Origin of the sequence: Serratia sp. KG1D (genome assembly GCF_037150675.1) — a bacterium.
Taxonomy (GTDB): Bacteria; Pseudomonadota; Gammaproteobacteria; order Enterobacterales; family Enterobacteriaceae; genus Serratia; species Serratia nematodiphila.
The window spans coordinates 448,585-473,341 of record NZ_JBAGIH010000001.1; the positions used below are offsets into that span (position 1 = coordinate 448,585).

The window sequence follows — 24,757 nt, forward strand, 5'->3', positions numbered from 1 at the left end:
GTCATGACACAGCTAACCCATATTAACGCCGCCGGCGAAGCCCATATGGTCGACGTTTCCACCAAGGCCGAAACGGTGCGCGAGGCGCGCGCCGAAGCCTTCGTCGAGATGCTGCCCGCCACGCTGGCGATGATCGTCGACGGCAGCCATCACAAGGGCGACGTGTTCGCCACGGCGCGCATCGCCGGCATTCAGGCGGCCAAACGCACCTGGGAACTGATCCCGCTGTGCCACCCGCTGATGTTGAGCAAAGTCGAAGTGCAGCTGGAGGCGCAGACGCAGCACAGCCGGGTGCGCATCGAAACCTGCTGCCGGCTGACCGGCAAAACCGGCGTCGAGATGGAGGCGCTGACCGCCGCCTCGGTGGCGGCATTGACCATCTATGACATGTGCAAAGCGGTACAGAAAGACATGGTGATCGGCCCGGTGCGCCTGCTGGCGAAAAGCGGCGGCAAATCCGGCGATTTTAAGGTGAACGCATGATCGATATTCTTTTCTTCGCGCAGGTGCGCGAACTGGTGGGCACCGGCGCGCTGTCGATGCCGGCGGATTATCCCACCGTTGAGGCGTTGCGTCAGGCGCTGTGCGCGCGCGGCGATCGCTGGGCGCTGGCGCTGGAGTCCGGCAAGCTGCTGGCGGCGGTCAATCAGTCGCTGGTGGCGGCGGATCACCCGCTGCGCGCCGGCGATGAAGTGGCCTTCTTCCCGCCGGTCACCGGGGGGTAAGCATGGAAAACACCCGCATTCGCGTGGGCGAAGCGCCGTTCAACGTCGGCGACGAGTATCAGTGGCTGGCGCAGTGCGACGCCGACGGCGCGGTGGTGACCTTCACCGGCAAGGTGCGCAACCATAACCTCGGGGACGACGTCAGCGCGCTGACGCTGGAACACTACCCCGGCATGACCGAGAAGGCGCTGGCGGAGATCGTGGCCGAGGCGCGCAGCCGCTGGCCGCTGCAGCGCGTGACGGTGATCCACCGCGTCGGCGCGTTGTATCCCGGCGACGAGATCGTGTTCGTTGGCGTGACCGGCGCGCACCGCGGCATGGCGTTCGCCGCCAGCGAGTTCATCATGGACTACCTGAAGACCCGCGCGCCGTTCTGGAAGCGCGAAGCGACCGGCCAGGGCGATCGTTGGGTGGACGCTCGCGACAGCGATCGCGAGGCCGCGCAGCGCTGGCACGACGCGGCTAAATAACGCGTCAACAGCGGAAACAAATCAAGACCTTTGCCGCTTTCGCGCGGCCTATTCTGTGGTACGCTTATAGCAGGCGAAGCCCCGTTCGCGGGGCTTCGGAATCTTGTTTACAACGCAAAAGGTAACCGTCATGGACCGATATCCACGCTCTAATGGTTCAATCGTCGAACGTGCCAACAGCGGCATTCAGGCCTACATGGCGCAGGTTTACGGCTGGATGACCTGCGGTCTTCTGCTGACGGCGTTCGTTTCCTGGTATGCGGCCAATACGCCCGCGATCCTTAACTTCATCTTCTCCAGTCAGATCACCTTCTTCGGTCTGATCATCGCCCAGTTGGCGCTGGTGTTCGTGATTTCCGGCATGGTCAACCGCCTGAGCGGCGCGGTGGCCACCTCGCTGTTCATGCTCTACTCGGCGCTGACCGGGCTGACGCTGTCGAGCATCTTCATCGCTTATACCTACAGCTCGATCGCCAGCACCTTCGTGGTCACCGCCGGCATGTTCGGCGCCATGAGCCTGTACGGCTACACCACCAAGCGCGATCTGAGCGGCTTCGGCAGCATGCTGTTCATGGCATTGATCGGCATCGTGCTGGCTTCGCTGGTGAACATCTGGCTGAAAAGCACCGCGCTGATGTGGGCGATTACCTACATCGGGGTGGTGGTGTTCGTCGGCCTGACCGCGTACGACACGCAGAAACTCAAGGCGATGGGCGAGCAGCTGAACGCCGATGATAAAGACGGCTTCCGCAAGTACGCCATCGTCGGCGCGCTGACGCTGTATCTCGACTTCATCAACCTGTTCCTGATGTTGCTGCGCATTTTCGGCAACCGCCGCTAAATCCGTCGTCTTTCATGCCTTAGGGTATTTGGCGATCAAAAAGCTCTGCATGTGATATGCAGAGCTTTTTTTATGCGATCTTGCGGCGGAACAGCGCGTAGGCGGCGCTGCCGGTGGTGGCGGTGATCACCAGCAGCGGCCACAGGCTGCGCCAGATAATGCTGAAGCTGGCGTCCTTCAGGTAGATCTGCTTGGTGATGTCGGTGAAGTGGCGTATCGGGTTCACCCAGGTCAGATCCTGCAGCCACACCGGCATATTCTCCACCGGCGAGACATACCCCGAGAGCAGGATCGCCGGCATCATGAACACGAACACGCCGATAAACGCCTGCTGCTGAGTGGCGCACAGCGACGAGATCAGCAGGCCGAAACCGACCAGCGACAGCCCGTAGAGCAGCATGGTGGCATAGAACAGCAACAGCGATCCGGCGAACGGGATCTGGTACAGGAAGATGCCGATCAACAGCACGATGCTGGACTGGAAGCTGGCGACGATCAGCGCCGGCACCGCCTTGCCGGTAAAGATCTGCCAGGTGGTGAGCGGCGAGACCAGCAGCTGTTCCAGCGTGCCCTGTTCGCGTTCGCGCGCCACCGACAGCGAGGTGACGATCAGCACGCCGATGGTGGTGATCATGGCGATCAGCGACGGCACCACAAACCATTTGTAGTCCAGATTCGGGTTATACCAGTTGCGCACCACCAGTTCGCTGTTGTTGGGTTTGGCGCGGTTGCCGAGCAGCTCGTTCTGATATTCCTGCACGATCTGCTGCACGTAGTTGGCGGCGATCTGCGCGCTGTTGGAGTTGCGCCCGTCGAGCAGCAACTGCAGCGGCGCGGTGTTGCCGGCGGCGATATCGCGCGAGAACTGCGCCGGGAAGCGGATCAGCAGTAGCGCCCGCTGGTTGTCGATGGTGGTCTTTATTTCCTGCGGATTGCGCAGCAGCAGCACATGGGAGAAGGCTTTGGCCTTGGCGAAGCGTTGGGTCAGCTCCACCGATGCCTGGCCGCTGTCCTCGCTGTAGACCGCGATGGTGGCGTTGGTGACTTCCAGCGTCGCGGCGAACGGGAACAGCAGCACCTGCAGGATCACCGGCATGATCAGGATGGCGCGGGTTTGCGGATCGCGCAGCAGCGCCTGCATTTCCTTGATGATAAGCGTCAACAGACGGTGAAACATCGCTCTTTCTCCTTAATCCAGCCGGCGCTGGGTTTTCCAGGCCGTCAGGCCGATGAACACCACGGCGGAAGCGATCAGGAACAGCAGATTGATCGCCAGCACGGTGCCGACGTTGCCCGCCAGGAACAGCGTTTGCAGCGTGCTGACGAAGTAACGCGCCGGAATGATGTAGGTCACCGCGCGCACGATGGCCGGCATGCTGTCGATTTGGAAAATGAAGCCGGACAGCATGATCGACGGCAGAAAGGCGGCGTTCAGCGCCACCATCGCCGCGTTGAACTGGTTGCGGGTGAGGGTGGAGATCAGCAGGCCCATGCCGAGGGTGCTGGCGAGGAACAGGCTGCTGATCAGCAGCAGGATCGGCAGCGAACCGCGATAGGGCACGCCGAGCACCCAGACCGCCACCGCCATGCACAGCGCCATGGCGATCATGCCGAGGAAGTAATATGGGATCAGCTTGGAGAGCAGCAGCTCGCTGCGCGTCACCTGGGTGGACAGCAGAGCCTCCATGGTGCCGCGCTCCCATTCGCGGGCGATCACCAGCGAGGTGAGAATGGCGCCGATCACCGTCATGATGATGGTGATGGCGCCGGGAATGATGTAGTGCCGGCTGATGGCCGCCGGGTTGAACCAGTAGCGCATCTGCACGTCAATCAGCGGCTTGTCGCTGCTCCCCCGATCGGCGGCGCGTTGCTGCTGCCAAACTTGCCATACGCCCTGGGCATAGCCCTGCACGAAGTTGGCGGTGTTCGGCTCGCTGCCGTCGGTGATCACCTGGATAGGGGCGCTGTCGTGCGGGCGCGCCATGCGCTGGTCGAAATCCACCGGGATCACCACCAGGCCGCGGATCGTGCCGGCCTGCATCTGCTGGATCAGCTGCTGGCGGTTATCGCTGATGGTCGGTTCGATATAGGGTGAACCGGCGAAGGCGTGGGCCAGATCGCGCGCGTCTTCGCTCTGTTGCTCCATCAGAATGCCCAGATGCAGCTTGCTGGAGTCCAGGTTGATGCCGTAGCCGAAGATAAACAGCAGCATCAGCGGGATGACGAAGGCGATCAGGCCGCTGCTGGGATCGCGCAGTATCTGCCGCGTTTCCTTCAGGCACAGCGCCCGCAGCCGGCGCCAGGAGAAGCCGCCGTCGTCGATTGGGGGTAGGTTATCGCTCACCGCGTTTCCTCCTCGTCGTAGCCCTGCACCAGCTCGATAAACGCCTGCTCCATCGAAGGGCTGGGATTGTCGTCGCGCGCCACCTGTTGTTTGAGATCGTCCGGCGTGCCGGCGGCGATGATCTTGCCGCGATATACCAGGCCGATGCGGTCGCAGTATTCCGCCTCGTCCATAAAGTGGGTGGTCACCATCACCGTGACGCCCTTGTCGACCATGCCGTTGATGTGCAGCCAGAACTCGCGCCGCGTCAGCGGATCGACGCCGGAAGTCGGTTCGTCGAGGAACAGAATATCCGGTTCGTGCATCAGCGCGCAGGCCAGCGCCAGGCGCTGTTTGAAGCCGAGCGGCAGCGCGTCCGGCGTCTGATCGAGGATCGGCGCGAAGTTGAAGGCGCGCGACATCTCGTCGATTTTGTCGCGCTGCGCCTTGCCGCTCAGGCCGTAGACGCCGGAGAAGAACTTCAGGTTCTGCGCCACCGTCAGGTTGCCGTACAGCGAGAATTTTTGCGCCATGTAGCCGAGGCGTTGGCGCGCCTTGCCGGAGCTGGTCTTCAGATCCATCCCCAGCACCAGTGCCTTGCCGCCGGACGGCACCAGCAGGCCGCACATCATTTTGAAGGTGGTGGACTTGCCGGCGCCGTTCGGGCCGAGCAGGCCGAAGATTTCTCCGCGCCGCACCTGAAAGTCGACGTGATCGGTGGCGGCGAAGTCGCCGAATTTTTTGGTCAGCTGCACCGCTTCGATCACCGTTTCGCCGCTTTCACCGTTGACGGTCGGCATGATCTCCGCCAGCGCCGAGCGATGGTTGGGGCCGCCGCCGAGCAGATCGATAAACGCATCCTCGAAGCGCGGATCCGCTTCGTCCAGTTCGGCGTCCGGCAGATCCAGCGCCTGCAGCAGCTGCCGGTGATCTTCGCCTTCTTTCAGGATCAGGCGCAGGTATTTGCCCTGGATCACGCCGTCGGTGACCGCCGGCAGGCAGATCGCCCGCTGCAGCAACGATCGATGGCTGCCGGGCGGCGCGGCGATCAACACCGTGCGTCCGGCCATGCGCTGGGTCAGATCCTGCGGCGCGCCGCTGAACAGCAGCTCACCCTCGTTGAGCAACAGCACTTCGCGGCACTGCTCGGCCTCGTCGAGATAAGAGGTGCTCCACAGGATCAACATGCCGTCGTTGGCCAGCTCGTGCACCATGCGCCACAGCTCGCGGCGCGAGATAGGATCGACGCCGACGCCCGGCTCATCCAGCAGCAGCACCTGGGGTTCGCCCACCAGCGTGCAGGCCAGTCCCAGTTTTTGCTTCATGCCACCGGACAGCTTGCCCGCAAGGCGCTCGGTGAAGCGGATCAGATCGGTGAATTTCAATAGCCGTTCGAAGGTCTGGCGCCGCAGATCGCCGGTGACGCCGCGCAGATCGGCGTACAGCGTCAGGTTCTCCATCACCGTCAGATCCTCATACAGCCCGAACTTCTGCGGCATGTAGCCGAGGATCGCATGCAGTTGACGATCCTGCGCGATCGGATCCAGCCCGGCGACCCGCAGCTTGCCGCTGCTGGGCTGCAGCAGCCCGGCCAGCATGCGCAGCAGGGTGGTTTTGCCGGCGCCGTCCGGGCCGACCAGCCCGATCACCGCGCCGCTGCGCAGGGTGGTGGTCAGGCTGGCGACCGCCGGTTTCTCAAGCGACGGGAAGCGCTTTTCCAGCCCTTCCAACTCGATGGTGTGCGCCTGTTCCATGGCCGGCCTCAGGGTTTGGCGAAGCGCAGGGTGACCGGCATGCCCTGACGCAGCGCATCGTCGGCGTCGGTGACGATCACCCGCAGGCGGTACACCAGATCGGTGCGCAGATCCGGCGTTTCAACGCTTTTCGGCGTGAATTCCGCGGTCGGCGAGACGAAACCGATCTTGCCGTGGTAAGGCTTGCCGGGGCGGCCGTCGGTGTAAATTTCCAGCTCGGTGCCGGGCACCGCCTGGTTCAGGCTGGTCTCGTTGACGTAGGCGCGCACCCACACCGGCCGGGTCAGCGACAGGGTGAATACTGTGCCGCCGGCGCTGAGCATGGTGCCCGGCTCCACCGCGCGGGTCAGCACCGTGCCGGCGGACGGGGAGACCAGCGTGGCGTCTTGCAGATTCAATTGCGCCTGCGCCAGCGCCGCTTCGCTTTGTGCCACCTCGGCCTTGGCCTGTTCAATCTCTTGCGGGCGATTGCCGCTGCGGTATTGCGACAGCTTGTCCTTCGCCGCCTGCAGATTGGCCTGCGCCTGATTGCGGGCGGTGCGCGCATCTTCCAGCGCGTCGGCGGACGTGGCGTTTTTCGCCCACAGCCCTTGCTGGCGCTTCAGGAAGCTGTCGGCGTAGGCGAAGGCGGACTGGCGCTGCGCCATTTCTGACTGCACCTGGGCGATCTCTTCGCTGCGATAGCCGGCCTGCAGCAGCGACAGTTTGGCGCGCGCGCTGCCGACGTTGGCCTCGGCCTGCTGCAGTGCGTTGCGATAGGGGGCATCGTCCAGTTTGCCGAGCAGCTGGCCCGGCTGAACGGCATCGCCTTCATCCACCGTCAGCGACGCCAGGCGGCCGTCGACGCGGAAGCCGAGGTTGACCGTGCGGATATCGACGTTGCCGTACAGCGTCAGCGGCTTATCCTGCTGCTGTTGGTAATGCCAGACCGCGTAAGCGGCGGCCGCGATCAGCAGAATTAACAACACGATCAAGGCACTGCGTTTTTTGTTCATAACACTCCCTGCCTGAATTTACGCGCCGTGACGTTGGCGCAGCCCAATAACCAAAATCTCGATATGCTCGCTCAGCACCGCCGCGATCTGCGCAGCTTCACTTTCACCAATCTCTTGCCAGCCGGCCTGGCGGCGGATGGTCTCTCGCGCTACGCGGAACGACAGCACCTCGCCGATCAGCGCGTGGGTATGCAGCACCAGGCGAGTGGCGTGCTCGTCAATGCCGGTGGCGGCAGACAGCAGGCGGCACAGCCGCTCGTGCATCGGCGCGATCACCTGGCGGTGGATCAGCGGATAGGCCTCGGTCGGGGCGAGCTGTTCGCGCGACATGATTTTGCTCAGGTTCAGCGTGTGCGGCTGGGTCATCAGCTCACTGAAGGCCAGCAGGCCGCGCTGCAGCAAGCGCAGCGCCGCGTCGGGTGAGCGTTGTTCGGGCGCTTCTTGCCCAAAGCGATCGACCTCTTCGGCCAACGGGGCGAACGCCTGCTGGATGAAATCGGCGAGCGACTGCGCCACGGCCAGATACAGCCCCTCTTTGGAGCTGAAGTAGTAGGTGATGGCGGCGATGTTCTGGCCGGCGCGCTGGGCGATATCGCGCGTGGTGGCGCCCTGCAGGCCGAATTCGCCGAACAGTTCGGTCGCCGCGGCGAGCAGTTGCCGGCGCGTTTGCTCGCCGCGCGCCCGGCCGGCGGCCTGATGAGGTACGGAAGCTGGCATGGGTCACGCTCGAAGTTAATCAATCATATGATTAACTTTATGCCAGATTGTCTAAAACGCAACCGCTAACCACAATGAGTTATGTGATCGGCTTCAGACAATGCTGAATTTACGGCAGATTGTGCTCTGGGTGCGTAAAAGTGCTTTTTATTGCGCGACTTCTGTTACAATCGCCGCCTGGTGCACTGCAGTTTGTGCCAATCCCTCGTGGTCATGCTTAATGCCCCGTCTGATCATCCTCCCAGGAAACTGCACCGAACACCGTTAGGTTAGGGGGGATCTGGAGTTTTTCTCTTTATGTCATTTGAAACCCTCGGCTTAAGTGCTGAAATTGTGCGCGCTGTTGAAGAACAGGGCTATCGCGAACCGACGCCAATCCAGCGTCAGGCTATCCCTGTCGTGCTTGAAGGTCGTGACCTGATGGCCAGCGCCCAGACCGGCACCGGTAAAACCGCCGGTTTTACCCTGCCGCTGTTGCAGCTGCTGAGCAAGCATGACCATCCGGTCAAGGGCCGTCGCCCGGTGCGCGCGCTGATCCTGACGCCAACCCGTGAGCTGGCGGCGCAGATCGGCGAAAACGTCGATGCCTACAGCAAACACCTGCGCCTGCGTTCGCTGGTGGTGTTTGGCGGCGTGAGCATCAACCCGCAGATGATGAAGCTGCGCGGCGGCGTCGATATCCTGGTGGCGACGCCGGGCCGTCTGCTGGATCTGGAGCATCAGAACGCGGTTGACCTGTCCAAAATCGAAATTCTGGTGCTGGATGAAGCGGACCGCATGCTGGACATGGGCTTTATCCACGACATCCGCCGCGTGCTGGCCAAGCTGCCGGCCAAGCGCCAGAACCTGCTGTTCTCCGCGACCTTCTCCGACGACATCAAGGCGCTGGCCAACAAGCTGCTGCATAACCCGGCCTCGGTGGAAGTGGCGCGCCGCAACACCGCGTCCGAGCAGATTGAGCAGAGCGTGCACTTCGTCGACAAGAAGCGTAAGCGGGAACTGCTGTCGCAGATGATCGGCGAAGGCGACTGGAAACAGGTGCTGGTGTTTACCCGCACCAAGCACGGCGCCAACCATCTGGCGGAACAGCTGAACAAAGACGGCATCACCGCCGCGGCGATCCACGGCAACAAGAGCCAGGGCGCCCGTACCCGCGCGCTGGCCGATTTCAAAGACGGCCGCATCCGCGTGCTGGTGGCGACCGACATCGCGGCGCGCGGTCTGGATATCGACCAGCTGCCGCACGTGGTGAACTACGAGCTGCCTAACGTGCCGGAAGACTATGTGCACCGTATCGGCCGTACCGGCCGTGCGGAGCGCACCGGCGAAGCTATCTCGCTGGTGTGTGTGGATGAGCACAAGCTGCTGCGCGACATCGAGCGTCTGCTGAAGCGTGAAATTCCGCGCATTGCGCTGCCGGGCTACGAGCCGGATCCGACCATCAAGGCCGAGCCGATCATCAACGGTCGTCAGGGTGGCGGGCGCGGCGCGCCGCGCGGCAACGGCGGCGGCCAGCGTTCCGGTAACGGCGGCGGTCAGCGCAGCGGTAACGCGAACGGCGGCCAGCGTGAAAACCGCGGCAACGGCAACGGTAATGCCCGCCCGCAGGGTGATGGCCAGCGTCGTTCCGGTGCGCCGTCTTCGCGCCGCCCGCGCAGCCGCAAACCGGCCGAATAAGCCTGATTGCTCAAAGAGTAAGCCGCCGATACGGGCGGCTTTTTTTTTGCCTGGCGGAACGGCATTTTCGTACTAGGCTGGACGGTGGCTACCCCTAGATTCCAGGAGACGGAGATGAAATTGAAGTGCGCAATTCTCGATGATTACCAGCAGGTGGCGCTCAAGATGGCGGACTGGTCGGCGCTGGCCGATCGGGTGGAGGTGTCGGCCATCAGCGCGCACTTTACCGATGAAGCGGAGCTGGCGGTGCATCTGCAGGAATGCGACATTTTGGTCATCATGCGCGAGCGCACGCCGATGACCGCCTCGCTGCTGGCGCGGCTGCCGAAGCTGAAGCTGCTGATCACCTCCGGCATGCGCAACGCCGCTATCGATCTGGCCGCCGCCGCCGAGCGCGGCGTGGTGGTGTGCGGCACCGCCAGCGGCTCGGCCGCGCCGATGGAACTGAGCTGGGCGCTGCTGCTCGGGCTGGCGAAGCATATCGTGCCGGAAAGCGTCGGGCTGCAAAACAATGGCCCGTGGCAGCTGGGCTTGGGCGTCACGCTGCAGGGCAAGACGCTGGGGCTGCTGGGGCTGGGCAAGATCGGTGGCCAGATGGCCCGGGTGGCGCAGGCGTTCGGCATGCGGGTGCTGGCCTGGAGCCAGAACCTGACGGCGGAACGGGCGGCGCAGGAGGGCGCTGAGCTGACGCCGTCCAAGCGGGCGCTGTTTGAGCAGAGCGATTTTGTCTCCATTCACCTGGTGCTGAGCGATCGCAGCCGCGGGTTGGTGGGGCGTGATGAATTGGCGGCGATGAAGCCCACCGCGTACCTGATCAATACCTCGCGCGCAGGCATCGTCGATCGGGCGGCGTTGGTGGACGTCCTGCAACAGCGGAAGATCGCCGGCGCCGGGCTGGACGTGTTCGAGACGGAGCCGCTGCCGGCCGACGACGTGTTTCGCCAGTTGCCCAACGTGCTGGCGACGCCGCATGTGGGTTACGTGGCGGACGACAATTACCGCGCCTACTTCACCGAGGCGGTCGAGGACATTGCGGCGTTCCTTGCCGGCCAACCGATCCGCCGGCTGGGCTGACGGCATTTTTAATGCCCGCTGAGGCTTGTCTGGCGCGGGCATTCACCCGTATCATTGCGGGTCTTTTTTTAGCTGGGATTGGTCATGCGCGTATTATTGGCTCCGATGGAGGGCGTTCTCGACTCTTTGGTGCGTGAGTTACTCACCGAAGTGAACGACTACGATCTGTGCATCACCGAATTTTTGCGCGTGGTCGATCAGCTGCTGCCGGCCAAGTCGTTCTACCGGCTGTGCCCGGAACTGCGTCACGCCAGCCGCACGCCGTCGGGCACGCTGGTGCGGGTACAGCTGCTGGGGCAGTATCCGCAGTGGCTGGCGGAAAACGCCGCGCGTGCGGTGGAATTGGGCTCTTACGGCGTCGATCTCAACTGCGGCTGCCCGTCCAAACTGGTGAATGGCAGCGGCGGCGGGGCGACGCTGCTCAAAGATCCGGAATTGATCTACCAGGGCGCCAAAGCGATGCGCGCGGCGGTGCCGGCCCATCTGCCGGTCACGGTGAAGGTGCGCCTGGGCTGGGACTCCTCCAATCGCAGCTTTGAAATCGCCGATGCGGTGCAGCAGGCGGGCGCCAGTGAGCTGACGGTGCACGGCCGCACCAAAGAGGACGGCTACAAGGCGGATCGCATCAACTGGGCGGCGATCGGCGAGATCCGTCAGCGGCTCAGCATCCCGGTTGTCGCCAACGGCGAGATCTGGGATCACCAGAGCGCGCAGGATTGCCTGCAGGCGACCGGCTGCGACGCCATCATGCTGGGGCGCGGCGCGCTCAACGTGCCAAATCTGAGCCGGGTGGTGAAGTACAACGAACCGCGCATGCCCTGGCCGCAGGTGGTTGAGCTGCTGCAAAAATATGTTCATCTGGAAAAGCAGGGCGACACCGGCCTGTATCACGTGGCGCGCATCAAACAGTGGTTGGGCTATTTGCGCAAAGAATATGACGAAGCCACCGAACTGTTCAGCGAAATACGCGCGCTGACGACATCCGGGGATATTGCGCGCGTCATCTGCCGCAGCTAAAAATAAACCCGCGCGCGGCGGGTTTATTTAAATTGGTATTATCAGGCGGCTTTGTCGAGACGGTTCAATTCTATCTCGATATCCTGAATGGTTTTTTCCAGCCCTTCCAGACAGGCGCCCTGTTTATTCAACAGGTCGTTAATGGCTTCGGCGAATGCCTTATTTTTGCATTCCCCCTGATCGAAGGCCAGCCAGTGTGCGGAGAGCGTCTCGGTATTCGCCTGTGCATAGTGGCGCATTTCTTTCAGCTGGGAAGCGACGTTGCGTAAATTATCCAGCTGCGCCTGTGCGTTTGCATTGTTGCTCATGAATTTCTCCTTGAGTTGGCCGTTAAATAATTTCGACTGCGGGACTAAGCTTACCCTATCCAAATAAAAATATCACCCTCGGTGGCCTTGTTGGTTATTTTTCAATGAATGCGGCTATATTTATTATTCGGCTGAACAAGGACTTGGGTGGAATTGTAAAAATAGATAAATACGGTATTTTTGGCGATTATTTCCGGCCATCCCATACGGGATGACCGTTATTCTAACGCTTAAGAGTGATGCTTATTATGCCGCGTCCGCCAGCATAAACATGCCGTAGGGGTGAATTTCCAGATAATAGCGCTCGCCGACGTTCGGCTGCAGGCGGGTGGCGTTGACCTGCAGCAAAATCTGCTGCCCGTGCCACGCCACCGTCACCTCATACTGCGGCCCCATGTAGGCGACATGTTCGATCACGCAGCGCTGGCTTTCATCACCATGCTCGCTCAGCGTGATCGCCTCCGGGCGCACGCCCACCGTGCCGGCGCCTTGGGCGGCAAAGTGCGCGGGGCGCGGCAGACGATAGCCGCTGATATCGACATGGTCGGCGCTGAAGCTGGCCGGGAACAGGTTGGCGTCCCCCATAAAGCTCGCCATAAAGCGCGAGGCGGGCTGCCGATAGAGATCCTGTGGCGAGCCCATCTGCATGATATGCCCTTTATTCATCACCAGTACGGTGTCGGAGACCGCAAAAGCCTCGCTCTGATCGTGGGTGACGTACAGCGACGTGATATCAAACTGCTTTTGCAGCTCGCGGATCTTTTCACGCATGCTGCGGCGCAGGTTGGCGTCGAGGTTGCTCAACGGCTCGTCGAACAGCAGCACTTTCGGCTTGAGGATCAGCGCGCGCGCCAGGGCCACGCGCTGCTGTTGGCCGCCGGAGATCTGATCGACATAGCGATCGTCAAACCCCGCCAAGTCCACCATCGCCAGCGCTTCCTGCACGCGCGCTTTCACTTCGGCGCGCGGGATGCCGAGCATCTTCAGGCCATAGCCGACGTTTTCCCCCAGCGACATATGCGGGAACAGGGCATAAGACTGGAACACCATGCAGATATCACGCTGCTGGATGGAACGATGGGTAACGTCTTCACCATCAATGAATATCTGCCCGTCGCTCGGCTTTTCCAGCCCGGCGACCAGGCGCAAAATGGTGGTCTTGCCGCAGCCGGAAGGGCCGAGCAGCGTCACCATTTGCCCCCGCGGGATGGTGAGCGTGATGTTATCGATTACCGTGTTGTTGCCGAACCGTTTGGAGACGTTGCGCAGTTCAACGAAATTTTTCTGGCTCATCATGGGCTCCATTACGCCTGGTTTTTGGCTTTTGAACGGGAGATGCGTGCCTCGCCGATCAGCCAGTCAAAGAGGAAAATAATCGCCAGCATCACCACGATCAGAATTGAACCGTAGGCGATCGCCACGCCGTATTCGCCGTCTTCCACGCGGTTGAGGATGTAGGCGGTGGCCACGCGGGTATCGGGCGTCACCAGGAAGACGATGGCGCTGACGGTGGTGATGGCGCGCACGAAGCTGTAGATCAGCGCCGACAGGATCGCCGGGCGCAGCAGCGGCAGCAGGATGTGCGTGATGGTGCGCAGCGAGCCGGCGCGCAGGCTGAGCGAGGCTTCGTCCAGCGATTTGTCTATCTGGCCCAGCCCGGCGATCCCGGCGCGAATGCCCACCGGCACGTTGCGCATCACCATCGAGATAATCACGATGGCGGCCGTGCCGGTGAGGTACACCGGCGCGCCGTTAAAGGCGAGAATGTAAGAGACGCCCGCCACGGTGCCCGGCACCGCAAAGCACAGCATGGTGGTGAACTCGATGGTCTTTTTGCCCTTGAACTGCTGGCGCACCACGATCCAGGCGATCAGCAGGCCGAACGCGGCGGTGATCGGCGCGGCGATCCCGGCGTACAGCAGCGTATCGAGCAGCGAAGGCCACGCGCCGTCGCTCATGCCCTGGCCGAACAGCTTGATGAAGTTATCCAGCGTCAGCGTGTAATCCACCCCCCAGTTGACGGTGAAGCTGCCGTAGAAAATGCTGCCGTAAAGCAGGGCGTTAAAGGCTACCCACACCGCCAGCAGCGCGATCACGCTCCATACCAGCGTGACCGGCAGCGGCTGTACGTCGCCGCGATAGGATTTGCCGGACACGGTGACGTAGGAACGCTTGCCGATCCACATATACTGGATGCAGAACACCAACAGCGAGAACAGCAGCAGGAAGGCGCCGAGGGTGCTGGCGGCCTGATAATCGAGCTGTGAACCGGTAATGTAGAAATAGATTTGCGTCGCCAGCACGTCGAAGTTGCCGCCGAGCACCAGCGGGTTGCTGAAGTCGGCCAGCGATTGCACCACCACGATCAGAAACGCGTTGGCCAGCGCCGGTTTCAGCAGCGGCACGAACACGCCGTTAAAGGTTTGCCAACGGCTGGCGCGCAGGGTGTAGGAGGCCTCTTCCAGCGAAGGATGAATGGTCTTGATCGCGCCGTCGAGGATCATGAACGCCATCGGGGTGAACGCCAGCACCTGCGCCAGCCAGATGCCGGTAAAGCCGTACAGCCAGTTGGTGTTGGTCAGGCCGAACCAGGCCACCATCCACTCGGTCACGTAGCCGGAGCGCCCCATCATCAGCGTGACGCCCAGGCCGACGACGAACGGCGGCGTGACGATGGGCAGGATGGAGAAGATGCGGCCGATAATGGCGCTGCGCCTGGCGATGCGGGTGGTGTAAATCGCCAGCACCAGGCCGAAGAAGGTGCAGCCGGCGCCTACCGCGATCGACAGGGCGATGGAGTTGAGGATCACCTGGACGATGTGCGCCTGCGACAGCACGTTCATAAACGCCAGCGGCGCGAAGGCGCCCGTCTGGTCGGTGAACATCGGAATGAAAATCGCGATGCTCGGCCAGACGATGAAGACGCCGATCAGCGCCACGATGGTGACCAGCGCGCCGATAACGAAGCGGTCGCCGCCCAGCCAGTCGAGGCGGGTCAGCGCCAACGTCATGATGGCGCCCAGCGCGGTCAACTGCACCAGGGTGGCGTAGCCTAAACCGCGTCCCGCCAGCGTGGCGCTGACGACGATAAAGGCCATGCACAGCAGCGCCCAGCCGGCGTCGAACGCGTGGCGCCGCCGCCGTTCACCGCCCGCCGCAGCGTAAGGGCGCAGCAGCAGCAGGCTCGGCAGCAGGCACCAAAGCCAGCTGATATTGCGATTTGACCAGCCGTAGGCCGCGAGGATCTCTTCGCCGGTGGACTCCAGCAGGCCGTAATCCAGGCTCCAGCTCGGCAGCAGGGCGAACGCCAGCCAGCCGAGCAAAACCCAAAGGAATATCGCATCTCGTTTTTTCACGAGATGGAGTGCATGTGTATGTGACATAAGTTTCCCGGATGTTCAGGCCGGGCAAGCCGTGAGGCTTACCCGGCAACAGGCGCAGAATGTGGGCTTATTTACCCATCTTGACTTCGCTGACCCATTTGTTGATCAGCGCCTTGCGGACCTCGGTCGAGCCGTACTTGTCCATGTCGTAGTTGATCAGCTTCAGGTCGTCGAGCTTCAGCGAGTTCGGCGAGGTGTCGGCGGTGGTGTTGGTCAGGATCTGATAGGATTTGCCTTGCTTCCACGCCAGCTCCTGCGCCTCTTTCGACAGCACCCAATCCACGAACAGTTTGGCGTTGTCGAGGTTGCGCGCGCCTTTGAGGATGCTGACGCCGCCGATTTCATAGCCGGTGCCTTCGCAAGGCGAGATCAGCTCCAGCGGCGCGCCCTGTTCCTTTTCAAGCGAATAGTCATGCAGGAAACCGATGCCGATCGCCGTTTCACCGCGGGCGGCGTTGCGCGCCGGGGCAATGCCGGACTTGGTGTACTGCGAGACGTTGGCGTTCAGCTGCTTGAGGTAATCGAACGCCTGATCGTCTCCCCACAGCTGGGCAAATGTCGCCAGCGCGGTGTAGGCGGTGCCGGAGCTTTGCGGATCGGCGATTTGAATCTCGCCCTTGTATTCCGGCTTGGTCAGGTCTTTCCAGCATTTTGGCACCGGCAGGTTTTTCTCTTTCAGGCGCTGGGTGTTGACGCCAAAGCCGAGAATGCCGACGTAGACCGCCGAGGAGTAGTTGCCTTTCAGCTTGGCCGGATCGCGGAATTGCGTCATCACCTGGTCGAGGTTCGGCGATTTGTACGGCTGCAGCAGCCCCATTTCACCGGCCTGGGATTGCGGATCGAGGGTGCCGCCGTACCAGACGTCCGCCTGCGGGTTCTTCTTCTCGGCATCCACTTTCGCCAGCGTGCTGCCGGAGCCGTTGCGGATGAACGAGGTTTTCACGTCATATTTCTCGCCGAAGGCTTTGGTTTCCGCTTCGCACATTTCATTGGTGGCGCTGCAGTAGACCACCAGGCGGCCCTTGGCGTGCGCGGCGCCGCTCAGAGTCGCCAGCGCGATGCCGGACGCTATCAGGGTAGTGACCCACGTTTTTTTCATTGTTTTATCCTTCTCTCGGTAGAGGTGGTAACGCTCGCCATCAGCAGCGGCATCAGCAATAAACCCATAAGAACGGCGGCGATGGACAGCAAACTGAACATGCCCGACCAGCCGTAGCCTTCGATAACCCGCGACAGCGGCCAGCCCGCCAGCGCCGCCCCCAGGTAGGCGAACAGGCCGAGAAAGCCGGTGATGGAGCCCGCGGCGCCTTTGTGCCCGCATTCCACGGCGGCGAGGCCAATCAACATCTGTGGGCCGAAGACAAAAAAGCCCACCGTAAAGAAACAGCCCGCCAGCAGCGCGTAGTGATGCACCGGCGCCAGCCACAGCGCGGCGACGGAAACCATCAGCCCGAGCGTGAACAGCAAAATCATCGGCGCGCGCTGCCCGCCGAACAGCACATCCGATCCCCAGCCGGCGAACAGCGCGCCGAGCAGGCCGCCTATCTCGAACAGCATCACCGTCGCGTTGGCGCTGAGCAGGTTGACGCCGTGGCTTTCCGTCAGCCACAGATTGCCCCAGTCGTTCAAGGCGATGCGGATCAGGTAGACCAGCACGTAAGAGACGCCCAGCAGCCAGATCATCGGGTTCTTCAGCATCGTGGTGCGCAACATCCGCCACAGCCCCATTGGCGGGCTTTGCTGTTCCTGGCGCAGCTCCAGCGGATCGTGACGCCATCGGCCGACCGACGGCAGGCCTTCTTCCTGCGGCGTGCCTGTCAGCCGCCGCGTGAGCCAGAGGCCCAACGCCATGCTGACGGCCCCCGGGATCAACATCGCCGCCTGCCAGCCCCAGCGCTGGGCGGCGAAGGCGCTGATCAGCGGCACGATCGCGCCGCCGAGGTTGATCGACATATTCCAGCAGCCCCACCAGAAGCCGCGCTCGTTGCGCGAATACCAGTGGGTCAGCAGCCGCGCGCAGGGCGGCCAGCCCCAGCCCTGAAAGAAGCCGTTCAGCGCCCAGACCGCCAACAGCAGCGTCAGCGATTCGCCGAAGGCGAACGCCACGTTCAGCACGCCGGTGGCGAACAGGCCGATCCCCATAAACCTGCGCTGCCCGTGGCCGTCGTGCCACAATCCGGCGCTGAATTTCGACAGGCCGTAGCTCAGGTAAAACAGCGAGCCGAGCAGGCCGATGTCCCCTTTATCCAGCCCCAAATCCGTTTGCAGCGCCGGCAGCACGTAATTCACGCTTTTGCGCGTCAGGTAAAAGGCGGCGTAGCCGATGACCATGTACAGCAGCAGTCGCGGGCGCAGCGCGCGGTAACGATGATCGATTTCAGATGCCGAGTGTGTCTGCATAGCCGCCTCCCTGGTGATGACTATAAGAAGGTGAAAGGGAAAGGGGATGAGAGAAAGTCCGGACTGGCTAAGACTTTTTCCTAGTTAGTCGGCGGTTTGTTGCAAATTTGTGGGCAGGTTAACAATTACCCGCGTGCCGCGCTGTGTGTCCAGCGTCAGTTCGCCGCCGAGCGCGCTGACCCGTTCGCGCATCCCCTGAATGCCGAGGCCGGGCGCCTTGTCCGCCCGGATGCCGATGCCGTTGTCACGCACCTCGAGGTGCAAAAGTGCCCCCTGTTGATACAAAACGATGGCGACTTCGCTGGCTTCGGCGTGTTTGCACACGTTGTTGAGCAGCTCTTGCAGCAGTCGGTAGAGGGTAAAGCGCACCGTCTCGCCGGCGGGCGTGTCGATGAGTCGATAGTCGAAACGGCAACGGATGCCCCGTTCGCTGAAGGCGAATTCATTCAGCAGGTGGTGAAGCGCGTCTTTGAACGCCAGCTCGTCCAGCGCGGGCGGGCGCAGCTGGCGCAGCAGCTGGCGCGTGGAGTGATGAATGCGCCGGGCGAGATCGGCTATCTGGTTCGCGGCGGCCTGGGTTTGCGCCGGATCGCGCGCCCGTTTGACCAGCTGCGACTGAATTTGAATCGCGGTGATGTTCTGGCCGATTTCATCGTGCAGCTCGCGCGCCAGGTTCTTTCGCGTGTCTTCTTCGGTGTGGATCAGTTTTTCGGTCAACGCCCGCCGAGCCGCCAACTCTTCTTCCAGGCGTCGGCGATAGTGGTGCAGGTTTTGCGCCAGGTGCTGCTGACGGCTGATGGCGATGCCCAGACCGATGCCGAGCAGCGCCTGCGTCGCCAGAAAGATTTCCAGCTCGACCAGATTGCCGAACCCCACGCCGACCTGCCGCGCGATGGTGATCATCATGCTGCCGAGCAGGCCGGACAGCACGCCGCCCTGCCAGCCGAACTTCCACGCCATCACCACGTTCGGCAAAAACACCACGATCAGCAGCAGGCGTTCGATTTCCGGCGACAGCACCATCTGGGTGCCGATGCCGATAACGAAAAACAGGCTGCACCAGATGATTAAGGACGCGCGCAGCGGCGGGTTGCTGGTGTCCAGCCCCAGCAGATGGTAGCGGTGCTGCTGGCGCAGAAATTCAAAAATCAGGTAGACGAACGGGGTCAGCAAGACGCCGCCGGTAAATGACGCCAGGCCGAGCAGCATCGCCGGGCTGTGCGCGAAAGGCGCAAGCAGGGCGGTATTGAGCAGCGAGGCGGCGGTCACTGCGGCCAGCAGCAGCGTCAGCCGCTGCCAGTAGAGTGGAAAACGGCGCCAGAATCGCTGTGCGAGCGCGGCCGGGAGCAGGGTGATGAACGGCGCGGCCAGCAGGCTGTAGCCGCTCAGCAGGCGTTCGCCGTGCAGCCAGAACAGCAGCAGCACCGGCGGTATTATCAGGGCGGGCCAATAGCGGCGCGCCAGCAGGATCAGCAGCGCGAGATAGACGCCGTGAGGCAGAAACAGCGCCGCCTGATTGCCGTTGTGGGTCAGGTAGAAACCGAGCGTCCACAGCATCAGCCAACCGCTGCCCCAGGCCAACAGGATAAACAGCGAGATAACCCAGGGCCGGAAGCGGGGCGACATCAATGCCCCGCCAGCAGCTGATGGTCGAGGGCGAAATGCACCAGTTCAATGGTGCTGCTGCACTGCAGCTTGCCCAGGACGTTGGCGCGATGCACGTGCACCGTTTTATGGCTGAGATCGAGCTTGAAAGCGATCTCCTTTACGCTGTCGCCTTTGACCAGCAGATCGAAGATCTCGCGCTCGCGCGGGGTCAACGCCTCCAGCGCCGTGGCCGGCTGCTCGCCGCCGCGCAGCGCCCGCAGCGCGTCGGCGCACAGGTAATGGCCGCCCATATCGACGGAGCGCACCGCCTGCACCAGTTCTTCCGGCCCGCAGCGTTTGGTCAGATAGCCGCTGGCGCCGGCATCCAGCGCGCTCTGCACGAAGGTCGGGGTATCATAGATACTGAGGATGATCGCGCGAAACTGCGGCTTCTGCGCCCGCAGGCGTTTCAACAGGCTCAGGCCGTTTTCATCCGGCATGGCGATGTCCATCACCGCGACGCTGACGTCGTCGCGCAGCAATGCCGGCCAGGCCGCCGCCGCGCTGCTGTATTGCCCCACCACGTCGAGATCGTCCTCGAGGCTGAGCAATTGCGCAAAGCCGGAGCGCACCACCACATGGTCATCCACCAGTATCACACGGATCATTTTTCGCACTCTGTTGCCGAATCATGGCCCTATGATGCCTGCCGCCGCGGTGCTGGCAATCAGCCAAGCGCGGTTATGCAATCGGTGTAACAGAATCGCAATAAAAGGGCACCGCCGGCGCCGTCAACGCTCCAAATCGATGGCGAAATGCTGCCACAGTACGGCGCGCCGTTCCTCTTCCGAATGCAACGTCGTTTCGTGGCGCTGGTGATCTTCGGTCACGATCAGCTTCATGTCGCTGAGGGTCACCCGGCCGTGCTCCGTCGGCCGTGAACACACCAGGCGCTGGGTGAAGTGCGACTGCGGCGAGGTGCTGTGGAATCGGCACATCTCGTCGAACTCAGGCAACTCGCGCGGCTGAACGGTAAAGCGATACAGGGTCTTGGCATGTGAGCGTTGGTCGCCGTTGCGGCGCTCCAGCAGGTAATAGTCGCCTTCCCGTTCCAGGTGGAAAGTGCCGCTGGCCTGCGGTTGCGGCTCGGCGACGACGATCTTCAGCGGCGTCAGGAAGGAATCGCCGAAACCGACATCCACCAGCCAGGCCTGCCCCGCCAGATCCACCCGCAGCGCCAGATGGTCGTAGGGCGGGCCGAAATGGCCGTCGCGCGCGCGGATCTCGCCGGAGATAAAGCTCACCTTGAAACCGATCTCCCGCAACAGCAGGGCGAACAGCGTGTTCAGCTCATAACAGAAACCGCCGCGGTTACGCTCGACCACCTTGCTGAACAGCGCTTCGGGCGCCAGCTGAATACCCTGATGATAAATAATGCTCAGGTTCTCGAACGGGACGCTCAGCATGTGGCGATGGTGCAGCTGTTGCAACGTGGGGAGGTCAGGGCGGGCGGTGCCGGCAAAGCCGATATGCTGCAGGTAGCGTTGGGTATCCACAGGGTGTCTCGCATGAGAAAAAGTAGGCATAAAATAGCGGGCTTTGCGGCGTTTGTGAGCGCATTACGTGCTGCGTTGTCGGCATAACTCATAACCAAATCGACTCAGATGTCAGCATGGCTGCCGTTAGACTGAATCGATATGGATAAGGAGAAAGTATGGATTTAACCTTGAAAGCGCAGCGATTTGCCAATGACGCTCACCATGCCTGCAATCAGCGGCGCAAGTTCACCGGGGAGCCGTATATCGTGCACCCCGCGGCGGTGGTGGATTTGCTGCAGCGGGCTAAGCCGACGCCAGAAATGGTCGCCGCTGCCTGGCTGCATGATACGGTAGAAGATACGGCGGTGACCCTGGCGGATATCCGGCGAGAATTCGGTCCGACGGTCGAGCGTTATGTGGAAATGTTGACCGACGTGCAGCCTCGCAGCTACGGCGGTGAGCGTCTGCACCGTAAAAATGCCAATCTGCGGCACAGCGCGCAGGCCTGTGCGGAAGCGCAGACCATCAAACTGTGCGACTTGATTGACAACAGCAAAAACATTACCGATTACGATGTCTCCTTTGCCCGTCACTATCTGGTGGAAATGGCGCGCTTATTGGCTGTTTTATCGGCGGGCGAGGCCGGCCTGTTGGCCTTGGCCCGCCGACAGTGTGCGGAAGCGGTCGAGCGCATCAACGATCGTCATGGAGACGACGGCTGGTTCGACGCGTTGTGGCGGAAGTATGAGGCCCATCTTAAGCTGGATGAGCTGAAAACTGGGTCAACAGCAAAATAACAGGAATGGTGACCGCCGCCAGCAACGTTTGGATCGTGATGATACCGGCCGACAAGCGATGATCGCCGCCCAGCAGTTTCGCCATGATGTAGGCGGAAGGTGTACAGGGTAAGGCGTTAAACAGGACGATAGTCGCCAGCACCGGGCCGGAGATGCCCAGGGTGATGCCGATTCCCAGCGTCAACAGCGGTACCAGCAGTAACTTGACGAAGGTCGATTGCAGTACGGGGCCCTGTGCCGTACGCGCCGCCTTGATATCCAGCCCCGCGCCGACCGCCAGCAACCCCAACGGCAGAGAGGCGCCGCCGAGAATGGTGAGAATGTTCTCCAGCGCCGTGCCGAGCGACCAGCCGCTGGCATTGAAGGCCAGACCGGCCAAGACCGAAAGGATCACTGGGTTTTTCCCCAGCGCTTTGGCGATCTGTCTGCCGCCGGGGCGGGAGCCCTGGCCGTAATGCATCAGTATGACAATCGAGGCCACGTTCAACAGCGGGATGGCGACGGCGATGCTGATTGAGGTCACCGTCAGGCCGGTGTGGCCGAAAGTCGCCGCTGCTGCGGCAACCCCGATGTAGGTATTGGGGCGCAGAGCGCCCTGTATGACGGAAGAGAAAACCGGCCCGGGCTGTTTTAGCCAGATTCGCCAGAGGTACAACGACAAGGCGCCGATCAACACGGCTCCCAGGACCGACAGGGCGATCGGCCGTACCGGAAACTGGCTCAGGTCGGCTTTGCCGACCTGAATAAACATCAGCGCCGGGAAGAGATAAAAGTAGTTCAACTTCTCGCAGGGCAGCCAGAAAGCCCGATCGATCAGGTTTTTGTGCCGCAGAGTGAATCCCATGGCGATTAAAAATATCACCGGGATCAGAGAAAAGAGAGTCGTCGTCATGGGGAGCCTATAAATAGCCTTTAGTGAGAACGGCCACGCCATAGAAGGCAATAAAGCCGGTTACCATTTTTTCATAAACGGGAGCGCTGGCCCTCTTGAACAGCAGATTGCCGACGACCAGATACACCAGCAGAGCCAGCGGTGCCGCGGCGAAACCGTCGAGGTTCAGGGCTTGCCATTTAATGCAGGCCAGCGTGGCCAATTGGATTAAACCGAACATCAGGTAGTAACGGGAGACGGTGGTTCTTATCTCCAGTTTCTCGCGATGGCTGGCGGTAGCGTAGAGTGCCAGCAAGGCGCCACCCATGTTGGTGACGCCATGTATCAGGCCCATGACTGCGACATAAGCGCGCTGATGTTTGCCGAGATAATGCTTCACGGTTTCCTGCAGTGGCAGACGAAAGCGCATCAAGGCGGAAAACAGCAGGATGGCGCCCACCAGCAGATCGACATTCATCTTCAGCGTCGAATGCAAGACCAGGCTCAGCGCCAGAATGACGAAAATGGCGCAAATCAGCATATTGACCTTTTCGCGAGCGGGAAAAGCAATTCGTCGGGCGCCAAGCGTCTGCGTCAGAGAGATCAGCACCGACGACGGCAGCAGTAGCCCAAGTACGGAGGAGAAATCAACGCCCAGCATTAATAGCGTCGGTGTACCGAACACCAAGATGCCCATGCCGAAAACCGATTGGATCACGGCAAATAGCGCAATCACCAGATAGAACAACGCATGATTAACCATCAGGCCACCTCTTCTTTCCGGTGAGGTTCCCGCGCCGCGTCAGATTGCAGGTAGGCATCGGCGCTGAGCGTGCGCAAGATATTCCCGCTGATATGCTGATTGTCTTGCTGGGCGCTGACCAGCAGCAAAACATCGTGCCGATTTATCAATCCATTGTCTGACAGGACATTCAGAGCCAAACGTTCGGTTTCCGGCTGTGTCAGATCGATCCGAGGCAATGTCAGGCCGGTGATGCCTGGCAGCATATTCCAGCTGCGCACCGTCGCCGCATCGTTGCCGAATGCGACGATCGGGAGGCCGATGTTGGCCATGGCGGCGATGCGCACGCTGTAACCTGTGCGAGAAAACACCACCACCCGGGAGATCGGCAAGGCGCGGATAAGGGCGCCGACAGCCTGTCGAATATCGTCAACCTGCGCAGGGGGGGATGAGTGGGGCGCATGCGCTAAATACTGTTCCGCCTGATGGGCTACGCTGGCGATACGGGCAACGGCCTCCAGAGGATAGCGGCCTACGGCGGTTTCACCGGAGAGCATCACCGCCGCGGCGCCATCCAGCACCGCGTTGGTGATGTCGCTGACCTCCGCTTTGGTTGGCAGCGGGTTCTCTATCATGCTGTGCAGCAATTCCGTCGCCACGATGGTGGGTTTGCCCGCATGGGAGGCGGCTCGGAGGATCTGTTTTTGGTAGAGAGAAACGCGGTCGATCGAGGTTTCCACCGCCAGATCGCCGCGATCGATCATGATAACGTCGGCGGCGGCGATGACTTCCTCCAGATGCTCTATGCCGCCGCTGTTTTCCACTTTCGCCACGATGCGGGGCGTATCGCCTCCGATCAGCGTTCTGATCGCGTTGATGTGTGCCGCGCTTTCGACGAAGCTTATGCCGATGTAGTCCACTTGATGCGCTTTGGCGAAGGCGATCATGTCGCGATCTTTCTCCGTTATCAGCGCCTGCCCGAGATCGATGCCAGGCACATTGATGCCTTTGCGGCTTTTCAGTTGGCCGTCCATGTCGGCCCGCAGGTGGATGTCCCGATCGACGATGTTAACGACCTGAAACGAGAGGGTGCCATCATCGGCGAAAACCTTATCGCCCACCGTCAGCCGTTCATGCAACCGGCCGTACCCCACCGGGACTTTTTCCTCCCCGTTATGCGAGGTATCGGTCGTGAGGATCAGCGTTTGCCCTTTAGTGAATGAGGGTTCGTGTTTCAGTTGCAATGTGCGGATTTTTCTACCGGGAATGTCCAACAGCACCGGCGTATCCGGCAACGTTTTACGCAGCAGGGCGATGGTTTCCGCATGCCAGTCGAGCGTGTTGTGCGAACCGTTCAATCGGGCGACGGACATGCCGGCTTTTTCCAGCGCTGCCAACGTGTTGATGTGGCGAGAGGCGGGGCCGATGGTAGCGATAATGCGAGTCTTTGCCATGATAAATGCTCCGAAAAGTTAAGATGCATTTATCTATGACAGTTTTGTGACAGCGGGGAAAATAGGGGTTTAATCTAACTAATA

At 61.5% G+C, this 24,757-nt stretch carries 24 protein-coding genes; 8 read left to right on the forward strand and 16 right to left on the reverse strand.

The genetic code is table 11. The features are described from left to right. Positions 1 to 3 precede the first annotated feature (3 nt). From moaC to WFM45_RS02230, 4 genes are all read left to right on the forward strand, one after another. Positions 4 to 483, forward strand: coding sequence for a cyclic pyranopterin monophosphate synthase MoaC (moaC, locus tag WFM45_RS02215; protein ID WP_016928679.1), 480 nt, complete (start codon positions 4 to 6; stop codon positions 481 to 483). Continuing rightward, complete coding sequence (gene moaD / locus WFM45_RS02220; protein ID WP_004939768.1) at positions 480 to 725, forward strand: molybdopterin synthase sulfur carrier subunit; 246 nt, start codon at positions 480 to 482, stop codon at positions 723 to 725. The genes moaC and moaD overlap by 4 nt, the downstream gene beginning before the upstream one ends. Positions 726 to 727: 2 nt before the next feature. Continuing rightward, positions 728 to 1,195, forward strand: a complete 468-nt coding sequence (gene moaE / locus WFM45_RS02225) for a molybdopterin synthase catalytic subunit MoaE (RefSeq protein ID WP_033633871.1) — start codon at positions 728 to 730, stop codon at positions 1,193 to 1,195. A 130-nt stretch (positions 1,196 to 1,325) separates the two neighbouring features. Beyond that, the gene (locus tag WFM45_RS02230) at positions 1,326 to 2,036 is read left to right on the forward strand and encodes a Bax inhibitor-1/YccA family protein (RefSeq protein WP_004939761.1); all 711 of its coding nucleotides are present in this window, start codon (positions 1,326 to 1,328) and stop codon (positions 2,034 to 2,036) included. Positions 2,037 to 2,106: 70 nt separating this feature from the next. Here the strand turns inward: WFM45_RS02230 and WFM45_RS02235 are convergent, their stop codons facing one another. The 5 genes from WFM45_RS02235 to cecR are packed head-to-tail and all read right to left on the reverse strand — an operon-like array spanning position 2,107 to position 7,825. Continuing rightward, positions 2,107 to 3,213, reverse strand: a complete 1,107-nt coding sequence (locus WFM45_RS02235) for an ABC transporter permease (RefSeq protein ID WP_260952895.1) — start codon at positions 3,211 to 3,213, stop codon at positions 2,107 to 2,109. A 12-nt stretch (positions 3,214 to 3,225) separates the two neighbouring features. Further along, positions 3,226 to 4,380, reverse strand: coding sequence for an ABC transporter permease (locus tag WFM45_RS02240; RefSeq protein ID WP_060558846.1), 1,155 nt, complete (start codon positions 4,378 to 4,380; stop codon positions 3,226 to 3,228). Further along, the gene (locus WFM45_RS02245; protein WP_336954366.1) at positions 4,377 to 6,113 is read right to left on the reverse strand and encodes an ATP-binding cassette domain-containing protein; all 1,737 of its coding nucleotides are present in this window, start codon (positions 6,111 to 6,113) and stop codon (positions 4,377 to 4,379) included. The genes WFM45_RS02240 and WFM45_RS02245 overlap by 4 nt, the downstream gene beginning before the upstream one ends. Before the next feature lie 8 nt (positions 6,114 to 6,121). Continuing rightward, a complete protein-coding gene (hlyD, locus tag WFM45_RS02250; protein WP_336954368.1) occupies positions 6,122 to 7,108 on the reverse strand; it encodes a secretion protein HlyD in 987 nt (328 codons plus the stop codon). 18 nt (positions 7,109 to 7,126) lie between these two features. After that, positions 7,127 to 7,825, reverse strand: a complete 699-nt coding sequence (gene cecR, locus WFM45_RS02255) for a transcriptional regulator CecR (RefSeq protein WP_021503995.1) — start codon at positions 7,823 to 7,825, stop codon at positions 7,127 to 7,129. Positions 7,826 to 8,122: 297 nt separating this feature from the next. Here cecR and rhlE point away from each other — a divergent pair, with 297 nt between their 5' ends. From rhlE to dusC, 3 genes are all read left to right on the forward strand, one after another. Next, positions 8,123 to 9,502 carry an ATP-dependent RNA helicase RhlE gene (rhlE, locus tag WFM45_RS02260; RefSeq protein WP_085336495.1) on the forward strand — a complete coding sequence of 460 codons (1,380 nt, stop codon included), beginning with the start codon at positions 8,123 to 8,125 and terminating at the stop codon, positions 9,500 to 9,502. A gap of 114 nt (positions 9,503 to 9,616) precedes the next feature. Then, the gene (locus WFM45_RS02265; RefSeq protein ID WP_336954372.1) at positions 9,617 to 10,576 is read left to right on the forward strand and encodes a D-2-hydroxyacid dehydrogenase family protein; all 960 of its coding nucleotides are present in this window, start codon (positions 9,617 to 9,619) and stop codon (positions 10,574 to 10,576) included. An 84-nt stretch (positions 10,577 to 10,660) separates the two neighbouring features. Next, positions 10,661 to 11,593 (forward strand): tRNA dihydrouridine(16) synthase DusC, encoded by a 933-nt coding sequence (gene dusC, locus WFM45_RS02270; RefSeq protein WP_004939740.1) that lies wholly within the window; start codon positions 10,661 to 10,663, stop codon positions 11,591 to 11,593. Between the two features lie 41 nt (positions 11,594 to 11,634). Here the strand turns inward: dusC and WFM45_RS02275 are convergent, their stop codons facing one another. From WFM45_RS02275 to WFM45_RS02310, 8 genes are all read right to left on the reverse strand, one after another. Next, positions 11,635 to 11,901, reverse strand: a complete 267-nt coding sequence (locus WFM45_RS02275) for a hypothetical protein (RefSeq protein WP_004939738.1) — start codon at positions 11,899 to 11,901, stop codon at positions 11,635 to 11,637. A 246-nt stretch (positions 11,902 to 12,147) separates the two neighbouring features. Then, positions 12,148 to 13,194, reverse strand: a complete 1,047-nt coding sequence (fbpC, locus tag WFM45_RS02280; RefSeq protein ID WP_049239959.1) for a ferric ABC transporter ATP-binding protein — start codon at positions 13,192 to 13,194, stop codon at positions 12,148 to 12,150. Between the two features lie 11 nt (positions 13,195 to 13,205). Further along, positions 13,206 to 15,284 (reverse strand): ABC transporter permease, encoded by a 2,079-nt coding sequence (locus WFM45_RS02285; protein ID WP_033633862.1) that lies wholly within the window; start codon positions 15,282 to 15,284, stop codon positions 13,206 to 13,208. A 67-nt stretch (positions 15,285 to 15,351) separates the two neighbouring features. Continuing rightward, the gene (locus WFM45_RS02290) at positions 15,352 to 16,383 is read right to left on the reverse strand and encodes an ABC transporter substrate-binding protein (RefSeq protein WP_004939729.1); all 1,032 of its coding nucleotides are present in this window, start codon (positions 16,381 to 16,383) and stop codon (positions 15,352 to 15,354) included. Further along, positions 16,380 to 17,702: an MFS transporter family glucose-6-phosphate receptor UhpC gene (gene uhpC / locus WFM45_RS02295; RefSeq protein WP_336955668.1), complete on the reverse strand. Its 1,323-nt coding sequence runs from the start codon at positions 17,700 to 17,702 to the stop codon at positions 16,380 to 16,382. The genes WFM45_RS02290 and uhpC overlap by 4 nt, the downstream gene beginning before the upstream one ends. Positions 17,703 to 17,768: 66 nt before the next feature. Then, on the reverse strand, positions 17,769 to 19,310 hold the full coding sequence (locus tag WFM45_RS02300; protein ID WP_336954378.1) for an MASE1 domain-containing sensor histidine kinase: 1,542 nt from the start codon (positions 19,308 to 19,310) through the stop codon (positions 17,769 to 17,771). After that, positions 19,310 to 19,939 (reverse strand): response regulator transcription factor, encoded by a 630-nt coding sequence (locus tag WFM45_RS02305; protein WP_033633858.1) that lies wholly within the window; start codon positions 19,937 to 19,939, stop codon positions 19,310 to 19,312. Before WFM45_RS02305 ends, WFM45_RS02300 begins: the two co-directional genes overlap by 1 nt. Before the next feature lie 123 nt (positions 19,940 to 20,062). Next, positions 20,063 to 20,827, reverse strand: a complete 765-nt coding sequence (locus WFM45_RS02310) for an arylamine N-acetyltransferase family protein (protein WP_060558861.1) — start codon at positions 20,825 to 20,827, stop codon at positions 20,063 to 20,065. Between the two features lie 158 nt (positions 20,828 to 20,985). On the opposite strand from WFM45_RS02310, the gene WFM45_RS02315 reads away from it, so the two are divergent. After that, a complete protein-coding gene (locus WFM45_RS02315; RefSeq protein ID WP_082996985.1) occupies positions 20,986 to 21,606 on the forward strand; it encodes an HD domain-containing protein in 621 nt (206 codons plus the stop codon). Here WFM45_RS02315 and WFM45_RS02320 read toward each other — a convergent pair. The 3 genes from WFM45_RS02320 to pyk are packed head-to-tail and all read right to left on the reverse strand — an operon-like array spanning position 21,566 to position 24,673. Beyond that, complete coding sequence (locus WFM45_RS02320) at positions 21,566 to 22,498, reverse strand: AEC family transporter (protein ID WP_015377036.1); 933 nt, start codon at positions 22,496 to 22,498, stop codon at positions 21,566 to 21,568. The two genes, WFM45_RS02315 and WFM45_RS02320, sit on opposite strands and share 41 nt — an antisense overlap. Before the next feature lie 7 nt (positions 22,499 to 22,505). Beyond that, complete coding sequence (locus WFM45_RS02325) at positions 22,506 to 23,240, reverse strand: TSUP family transporter (protein ID WP_336954382.1); 735 nt, start codon at positions 23,238 to 23,240, stop codon at positions 22,506 to 22,508. Beyond that, positions 23,240 to 24,673, reverse strand: coding sequence for a pyruvate kinase (gene pyk / locus WFM45_RS02330; protein WP_336954384.1), 1,434 nt, complete (start codon positions 24,671 to 24,673; stop codon positions 23,240 to 23,242). The genes WFM45_RS02325 and pyk overlap by 1 nt, the downstream gene beginning before the upstream one ends. Positions 24,674 to 24,757 lie beyond the last annotated feature (84 nt).